The sequence below is a fragment of the Vampirovibrio sp. genome (genome assembly GCF_041737375.1).
Classification (GTDB): domain Bacteria; phylum Cyanobacteriota; class Vampirovibrionia; order Vampirovibrionales; family Vampirovibrionaceae; genus Vampirovibrio.
This window is the reverse complement of the sequence record NZ_JBGSRV010000002.1, coordinates 90,853-98,771: the sequence shown is the minus strand read 5'-3', so window position 1 is coordinate 98,771 and position 7,919 is coordinate 90,853. Positions and strand designations below refer to the sequence as shown.

Annotated in this window: 7 protein-coding genes and 1 rRNA gene; 3 read left to right on the top strand and 5 right to left on the bottom strand. The window is 50.4% G+C overall.

Going from position 1 to position 7,919, the window contains the following annotated elements; translation table 11 throughout:
* Nucleotides 1–93: ribosomal RNA gene (gene rrf, locus ACEW81_RS13865) — 5S ribosomal RNA — on the top strand; the annotation flags it as partial.
* Nucleotides 94–192: 99 nt separating this feature from the next.
* On the opposite strand, the gene uvrC is transcribed toward rrf, so the two are convergent.
* Nucleotides 193–2,031, bottom strand: a complete 1,839-nt coding sequence (uvrC, locus tag ACEW81_RS00745) for an excinuclease ABC subunit UvrC (RefSeq protein WP_373531045.1) — start codon at nucleotides 2,029–2,031, stop codon at nucleotides 193–195.
* A gap of 438 nt (nucleotides 2,032–2,469) precedes the next feature.
* Nucleotides 2,470–2,775, bottom strand: coding sequence for a hypothetical protein (locus tag ACEW81_RS00740; RefSeq protein WP_373531044.1), 306 nt, complete (start codon nucleotides 2,773–2,775; stop codon nucleotides 2,470–2,472).
* A 439-nt stretch (nucleotides 2,776–3,214) separates the two neighbouring features.
* On the opposite strand from ACEW81_RS00740, the gene ACEW81_RS00735 reads away from it, so the two are divergent.
* Entirely contained in the window at nucleotides 3,215–3,550 is a 336-nt protein-coding gene (locus ACEW81_RS00735) for a DUF6812 domain-containing protein (RefSeq protein ID WP_373531043.1), read from the top strand.
* Here ACEW81_RS00735 and ACEW81_RS00730 read toward each other — a convergent pair.
* The 3 genes from ACEW81_RS00730 to ACEW81_RS00720 all read right to left on the bottom strand — a co-directional run bounded on the left by ACEW81_RS00730 (nucleotide 3,481) and on the right by ACEW81_RS00720 (nucleotide 7,024).
* Nucleotides 3,481–4,356 (bottom strand): alpha/beta fold hydrolase, encoded by an 876-nt coding sequence (locus ACEW81_RS00730; RefSeq protein ID WP_373531042.1) that lies wholly within the window; start codon nucleotides 4,354–4,356, stop codon nucleotides 3,481–3,483. The genes ACEW81_RS00735 and ACEW81_RS00730 overlap by 70 nt on opposite strands.
* 62 nt (nucleotides 4,357–4,418) lie before the next feature.
* Nucleotides 4,419–5,261, bottom strand: coding sequence for a formyl transferase (locus tag ACEW81_RS00725; protein ID WP_373531041.1), 843 nt, complete (start codon nucleotides 5,259–5,261; stop codon nucleotides 4,419–4,421).
* Nucleotides 5,262–5,521: 260 nt separating this feature from the next.
* Nucleotides 5,522–7,024: a menaquinone biosynthesis decarboxylase gene (locus tag ACEW81_RS00720; RefSeq protein ID WP_373531040.1), complete on the bottom strand. Its 1,503-nt coding sequence runs from the start codon at nucleotides 7,022–7,024 to the stop codon at nucleotides 5,522–5,524.
* A 202-nt stretch (nucleotides 7,025–7,226) separates the two neighbouring features.
* On the opposite strand from ACEW81_RS00720, the gene ACEW81_RS00715 reads away from it, so the two are divergent.
* Entirely contained in the window at nucleotides 7,227–7,808 is a 582-nt protein-coding gene (locus tag ACEW81_RS00715) for a GerMN domain-containing protein (RefSeq protein ID WP_373531039.1), read from the top strand.
* The last annotated feature ends 111 nt before the right edge of the window (nucleotides 7,809–7,919 follow it).

Below are 7,919 nucleotides of genomic sequence, written 5' to 3'. Positions count from 1 at the left end.
ACTCCCGTTCCCATTCCGAACACGGCCGAAAAGACTGCTCACCGCCACAATACTCGGACTGTAAGGTCCCGGGAAGATAGCGCTCTGCCAAGGGTTTATTTGAAAAAAACGTCCGTTACTTCTCAGTAGCGGGCGTTTTTTGCGTGGGGAACATTTGTCTGTCCCGTTGGTGACCGATAGTGACCGGCAATGCTATTGGTGCAGGGCCTCATAAATGCTTTGGGCCACAGTGTCGTTGAATCCTGAGATAGCTGCCAATTCTTGGGCGCTGGCTGCTTTAATGTTGCTGATACTGCCAAAATGGCTCATCAATTTTTGTTTTCGCTTTTCTCCAATGCCTGGAATGTCATCCAGAACAGAGTGAGTGGCTCGTTTATCTCTTAAGCCACGGTGGTAGGTAATGGCAAAGCGGTGCGCTTCATCCCGAATTTGCTGGAGTAGAAACAGGGCGGCAGAATCTCTGGGCAAGAGGGTGGGACGGGATTCTCCCGGAAAATAAATTTCCTCAAACTTTTTTGCCAGAGAAATGATGGGTTGATCTTTAACCCCTAGAACGTCCAATGCCTCTGTGGCGGAAGAAAGCTGTCCTTTACCCCCGTCAATAATGACCAGATCCGGTTCTTCCCAGCCTGGTTCCTGTTGTATTGCCCGGTTGAAGCGCCTGCTAATCACTTCATGCATGCTGGCAAAGTCGTTGGGCTCTCCTTCGGCAATTTGGATTTTAAAACGCCGATAGGCTTTTCGATCGGGAACCCCGTTGGTAAAAACCACCATGGAAGCAACTGTTTGAGCGCCCTGAAAGTGTGAAATATCGTAGCATTCCATGCGAGCCGGAAAGACCGGCAGATTGAGGGCGCTTTGCAATTGAAGTAGGGCTTTGGCCGGATCGTTGCGATGACTCTTTTCGTCCTGACTTTGGGCCTGCTCCAGAGTTTCGGTGGCGTTTTTTATGCCTAAATCCAGTAAATCCCGCTTGATGCCTTTTTGGGGATGGGTGAGGGTGAGCTTTTTGCCCCGTTTTCGGTTGAGCCATTCCTGAAACAGGTTCTCGTCTTCCATGGGGTGATGCAAAATAATCTCATCGGGTAAATCTTCCGCTTCCTCATCCTGATAATACTGGCTGAGGAAAGCGTTATAAGCTTCTTCCGGGGTGGTTTGATGGGTGAGTAAAATTTCATGCGGTCTGCTGCCAATCAGTTTCCCACGGCGGATATTCAGCACCACAATGGCACAGCGTCTCGCATCATGGGACATGGCCACAATATCCTGACTGACGCTGGCATCCGGGTAATACATTTTTTGTTGGGCCACCACTTCCTGCACCGCCAGGTAGCGATCCCGCAGCTTGGCCGCCAGTTCAAAATTCATGGCCTCACTAGCCCGCTGCATTTCCTGCTCCAGGCGTTCCAGCAAATCATCGGCCTTGCCTTTCAGGAACAGTTCTACCTGTTTCACCACCTCACTATATTCCTTGGGTGTTACCAGCAACTGGCAAGGCCCGGAGCAGCTGCCAATGGAGTAGTTCATGCAGGGTCGGTTTTTAAACAATGGCTTTCGTCGTTGGCGCAGCGGAAAATGCTTGCGAATGACCTGCAATGTTTTGTACATGCTGCCACTATGGGCATAAGGGCCAAAAAAACGGCCTCGCCCGGTGGGGTCACGGGTAATGAACAGTCGGGGGTAGGGTTCCGCGCTAAGTCCAATCCAGGGGAATTTCTTGTCATCTCTGAGCAAAATGTTGTACTTGGGCCGGTGTTGCTTGATGAGATTATATTCCAGAATCAGCGCTTCAATTTCGGAGTCGGTCACTATGTAATCGAAACGGGTCACTTGCTGCATTAACGCCGCCACCTTGGGCGCTAGTCCGGCAGGATTCTGGAAATAGCTGCGCACCCTGTTTTTAAGCACCTTGGCTTTCCCTACATACAGTAAGGTGTTGTTGGCGCTATACATTCTATAAACACCCGGCTGATCAGGCAGACGGGCCAAGGCGGCTTTGAAATCAAAATTGGGATGGGTGGATGAAGGCATAATGATGGGCCACTTCAAGGCATTGTTCAGGTGTCGAGGTTGGGCATGACGATGGTTCTTTTCTATTATGACCGACTGTTAGGCGCTTGTCAGTGCGTAAGTTGTTTTTTAATTTGCTTCGCAAACGAAAGGGCGGTCCTCGACAGAGCGGGAACCGCTTCTTGGTAACTCTTTTAAAAACCCATTCTTAAGACACAGACAGCTAAAGGAGCCCGTCTGTTTTTGTTCTGTTTTTTGAGACCACTTGAACTGACATCCGCACAAAGAAAGCGAATGAATCAGCCCTGTTTGAAGTTAGAGCCGTTATTCGATTCGTTCCACTTGAACACTGTTTTACAAACGGTTTTTAGAAGCGCCATTTTTTCATGTGGCGTATTCCGGTTTCACCGTTATTTTTTCACGGTCATCCGCCGGGATAACCCCGATATCAGGCAGGGCTTATTCTAGAGAACCTGCCTGCACCAGCTTTTTGCTGACTTCAGGATTTAAGGCGGCTTGTGCGTCAGCGGCGCTCATTTGGCTCACATTGCTGATGATACCGGCAATGTCGGCGTTGGCTTTCTGCGGAGGGTTAGATACTTCCGCCAAGCGACCAAATTTAATTTCTACGGTATCAGCCGCAGGGCCTGTTTGAGCGGTAAAGCCAGCTTCCTGTTTAATCTTTTCAGCATCGGAGCCTTTAGTATTGATGCTTTTGCCACCAATCAGGTTGTTTAGTTTGGACTGAAATCTTCCGATATCCATATTAGCTCTCTCCTTTGGGTGTTTCTCTCTGGAAAATTTGGATAATTAAATATTTCTCTATCTATAAGCATAAAACCCGAATGTTGGGTTTTGATGTCAGTTTGAATCAAGTTTGTTTAAATAAGTTTACAAGTAAGCTGGATTGCCAGTCCGGACTGGATGGCATGAAATGATGGGGGTGGCCCATCCACTTTGGCAGCCCTGATCATAAGGGCTTCATCCTACGTCCGCAATTATAGAAGGGGGAATCTTTACGTTTGGGCCTACGCGCTCAAGGTTTATATCTTGGCTTGCGCGCATTTGCCCGAATAGCGGCTGTGCGCCTTGTTGTGAAATATTAGGGGCCTAATGGCTTGAAAACCCTGTTTTTGGGGGATACAGGCGTAGTCAAAAGCCTTCTACAATTAAAAGAAGGCAGCATGAGCAGTATTGGAGCCTAATGGTGAGCGATTTGATTCGAGCGGTTCAGTCTACTTCCGGCACGGTTCAGGCGTTGGTGGTGACCCGTTTTTTTAACCTGGAAGGGCGCATTCACTTCCCAAAGCTGGGCAAAGAAGGGCGCCGTCTCTCCAATATGCTGAATGGTACCCGCCGGTTCATTGCCATGACCGATGTTCAGATCACCCATCGGGCCGATGGGGTGAAAGATCCTAAGATTCACCCCTTTATTGAGATCAACGTAGAGGCCATTGAGTTTATTCAGCCTTACGGGGAGGATGCTTCGCCTGAGGATGGCGGCGGATCCAGCGATAGTAGCCATTTCAGGGTTTCCTGAGCCAGCCGGGGATGTTCCGCTTCAAACAGAACATCGTGATAGAAATCGGCGTATTCCAGCAAGTGTTTGGGGGTACTGCCCGGAATTTTACGATAGGCTTGCCGCATAATGTCCGGATCGCAAACAATATCCTGACCGGGAACCACCATCAGACAGGGGAGTTGCAGGGTGCTTATATTCTTCATGGCCCGGTTGCACAAATCTCGTACGCTTAGTAAAAAGCCGGGGGTCAACACCAGATTTAAGGCCCCCTTGTACTGAGGATCGTTCAATATGGTGGCATTGCCGGTCACTGCTTCAAGGCCGTAGGGGAGACAGGTGCGGGCTTTGGGGCCTAACAGCAAATGGCTCATGACGTTTCGCAAAATGTAAGCCACACTGAATGAACGTTTGTGGGGTTTAAAGGCTGGGGCAAGCAGGGTTAAGCTGGTGTATCGTTCCGGGTGCTGGGTGGCCAGTAAGGTGGCCAACACCCCACCCAGGCTAATGCCTGATAACGCCAAATGCGGATGGCCTGCCGGGGCAATCACCCCTTGATAAAACGCTTCCAGATCGCTGGCGATAATATCAGCCCGGAGCAAAGGGCTTTGGATGGGGTTGATGCCAAACCCCCGCAGGTCTGGGCTGTAAATGGGGCTGTATTCCGGTAGCAATAACTCTAAAAAGTGTAGCGCCCCTTTGACCGAGCCACCCAGCCCCGGCACAAATAAAAGCGCCTTGCCGGTATCCGGCTGATTGGGATTATAAAGCCGCCCGTATTTTAAGGGCGCACCATCGCTAGCGGTGTAGGATAGGATTTCAAACATAACCGTATCTTACGTTCACCACTCGGATCAGGGCAAGCTGTTTTAAAACACGCTTATAACCGTTAGGCTGGTAGTATTTCAAAAACAGAATGGGGTTGGCTTTCATACTGCTGGAGACAGTGGTAATAAGCCTCCCGATTGAGAATGGGAAAGCCTTTGGTGATTAGTTGCTCAAAATCTTCAGGCTGGGGCAGGGTGTAGTAGCCGCTTTCTGTTTCATTTTGAGGCTGATGGGGAGGCGTTTGCCCACTTCGGTAGTGGTCAATGGCTTTTAAAATGCTTTCTGCTGCGGGTAAGTAAAGGGCAACGGTATGCTCAAACAGGGAACTGCCCGCTTTTACCGCAAAACTGCGCCGATCCAGAATAGGCCCCGTGTCAATGGAGGCATCGGTAATGGCATGCAAGGTATAGCCGTATTCCAGGCGTTCATGCAGCAGGCTCCAGAAGGTGGCCAGAATGCCCCGGTATTCGGGCAATAAGCCAGAATGCAAATTGATGACCCCCTGCTTGGGCAGGCTTAGCACCTGCTGTTTAAAAATATGCCCAAAGCGAATGGAGACAATGAGATCCGGGGCGAATTTTTCAATGGCCGAAACCGTTTCAGGGTGATTGATATTTTGAATGACCTGCATGGGAAAGCCATAAAAATGGCTGAGCTGCTGAAATGTTTTAAAAACCCCCGTGCCATCCGCAGAACGGGCTTCCTGCTGCGGAAAAACATGCTCGTTTAGCAAATCCTGCTCGTAAAAGCGTAAATAGGTCAGGGCGGCCCCGGTGGCCCGATTTCCGGCCACGGATTCCGAGAAGAATACCTGGGCCTCATCATCCGGGGCCAGGGCTGGAAAAATTCGGTTTAAAGCAATGTTGGCGTAAATATCCCGGTTCACGCAAAACAGAATTTTCAAGGGAGAGAAGCCTTTCTAAGGATTGTCTGAGTTTGAGGATTGGGTCATCTTTTTATTCAAAAATCCCCAAGGCCAAAGCGTTTAGTGGAACATGGGGTCCATGCGGTAGCAAATCAGGGTTACGATAAAAATAACGGCGAATAACACTAAAATCGAAATCATAAGGCTCAATCTCCTGAAGTTGACATCTAATGGATATATTAGATTAAAGGTTCACGATGATTGAAAATTGCGGGCGGTATCCGATTATCGAAAAAAACTTATCGGCTCATCACGGGCGATGGGCTAAAGTACTCTTCCCAACGGGCATCCACCTTGGCTCTGATGTCAGCGTCCATTTCAATTTCATCGGGCCAATCCCGGTTAAAGCCTTCGGTGGCCCATTTTTTGGTGGCGTCAATGCCCACCTTACTGCCGTAAGCCCACAGCGGGGTGGCGTGATCCAGAATGTCCATGGGGCCATCGGCAAACATCATATCCCGCTTGGGATCGGTGTTATTAAACACATGCCATGCCACCTGGGAGGGATCATGCACGTTGACGTGCTTATCCACCACAATCACGTATTTGCTGAACATCATTTGCCCAAAGCCCCATACGCTGCTCATCACCTTTTTGGCGTGACCGGGATAGCGTTTATCAATGCTGAGAATGACGCAATTGTGGAACACCCCTTCCCAAGGCAGGTTCATATCCACAATTTCGGAAATAAACAGCTTCAGCAACGGCAGAAAAATGCGCTCGGTGGCCTTGCCTAAATAGCAGTCTTCTTGCGGGGGTTTGCCCACAATGGTGGTTTGGTAAATGGGATTTTTACGGTGGGTAATGGCGGTGACATGCAACACCGGAAAATTATCGGCCAGCGAATAATAGCCGGTGTGATCCCCAAATGGGCCTTCCCACCGAATTTCATCCAGCAACACATAGCCTTCCACCACCAGTTCGGCGTTGGCAGGCACTTCGTTGTCGATGGTTTTGCACTTCACCATTTTAACGGGCTCACTGTGCAAAAATCCGGCCAGAATCATCTCATCAATGCCCGGTGGCAAGGGGGCTGTGGCGCTATAGGTGACATGGGGCGCACAACCAAAGGCGGCGGCCACTTCTACCCGGTCTTTGCCCAATCGGCGGGCATTTTCGTAAATGCGGTTGCCGTCGTGGTGCTTGTGCCAGTGCATGCCGGTGGTGGTGTTGTCGTAGCGCTGCATGCGGTACATGCCTACATTGCGCTCACCGGTGGCCGGATCTTTTAAAAACACGCAGGGATAAGTCATAAACGGCCCCCCGTCATCGGGCCAGCAGGTAATCACCGGCACGGCATCTAGCATGGGTTGGCTCGGATCGGTAATCACCACCTCCTGGCAAGGGGCGGGGCCTTTGTGTTCACGGGGAATAAACCGGTTCAGCTCGGCCAGTTTGGGCAGCATCTGGATTTTTTCCCAAAAACTGCTGGGAATATCCGGCTTAATGAAAAACTCAATGCGCTTTTGAATTTCTTCGTAGCGCTCCACGCCCAGGGCCAGCATCATGCGGTTGTGAGAGCCCATGGCGTTAATTAGCACCGGCATATCGTATTGTTCGCCATTGGGGCCGTGCACGTTGGTAAACAACAGGGCCTTGTTCTGATTTTCTGGCGCTTTGCTCACCCGGTCCGCGATTTCCGTAATTTCCAAATGGGTGCATACGGGCGCTGAAATCTCTACCAACTCACCCGATTTTTTCAATAACGCAACATAGCCACGCAAATCCGTAAAACTGGGCATGGAACAGGCTCCTTTACAAACAGGGCAAGCATTAACGGGGTGGGTGGGATCACTATTTTCTGCTGCTAACCATAGCACAAACAGGGCTTGCCGCCGATGCTCCCCCGGTAAGCCCTATTTTTATATGTTGTGCGCTTCTGATAAAATATAAAAAAGAGTTGCAGATTGTTTTAGGGGAATTGTTGAATTGAAGGGATACCGTATGCCTGCCGCATCCAGCCAGAATCGTTTCACGTTTTATGACCGTTATTTAACGGCTGGCGTTCTTTTGCTTCTGCTCTCTGCCCCGTCCATGATGTTAAGCGGCTGCGGCTGGTTTAACCCGCCACCAGCGCCCAAGCCTCTGGAGCGCGCTGCGGTGGATCAGGCAGTTGTGGCCGTCTATTTCAGCAAATACCAGGGCAGCCGAAGCATTGTTGAGGATGTGATTCGCAAGGTGCCGGAAACCGCCAAGGCGGAGCAGCTTCAGTTTGCCTTGAGCGAACTGCTGAAAGGCCCCAGCGTGGAAGAGAAATCTCAGGGTTTTTATACGGAAATCCCGGCTGGTACCAAGTTAATTGCGGTTCATCAGGAGCCCAAGCGGGTTCGTATCAATTTGTCTCAGCCTTTTTCCGGCGGGGGTGGCTCCACCAGCATGACCCAGCGTTTAGAAGAATTGAAACGCACCGTGAAAGCAGTCGATGCCGAGCGGGAAGTGATTATTGAAGTGGACGGCAAGCCACTGGAATTGCTGGGCGGAGAAGGGCTGGAAGTCCCCGGCTCTATGCAGGGTGAGCCTCAATAGCAGCCCCGGCCAGTCTGTTTTGAATTTGAAATATTTGGCCTGCGTCCTGAATTTGCCCCCAATCTCTGAGTCGGTTGACCGGGTTTAGGCTTGCTTTGTTTATACTTCCTT

Coding starts and splice junctions, on each gene's coding strand:
- ACEW81_RS00715 (WP_373531039.1), top strand. CDS start 7,227: ATGCCTGCCGCATCCAGCCAGAATCGTTTCACGTTTTATGACCGTTAT.
- uvrC (WP_373531045.1), bottom strand. CDS start 2,031: ATGCCTTCATCCACCCATCCCAATTTTGATTTCAAAGCCGCCTTGGCC.
- ACEW81_RS00720 (WP_373531040.1), bottom strand. CDS start 7,024: ATGCCCAGTTTTACGGATTTGCGTGGCTATGTTGCGTTATTGAAAAAA.
- ACEW81_RS00735 (WP_373531043.1), top strand. CDS start 3,215: ATGGTGAGCGATTTGATTCGAGCGGTTCAGTCTACTTCCGGCACGGTT.
- ACEW81_RS00730 (WP_373531042.1), bottom strand. CDS start 4,356: ATGTTTGAAATCCTATCCTACACCGCTAGCGATGGTGCGCCCTTAAAA.
- ACEW81_RS00740 (WP_373531044.1), bottom strand. CDS start 2,775: ATGGATATCGGAAGATTTCAGTCCAAACTAAACAACCTGATTGGTGGC.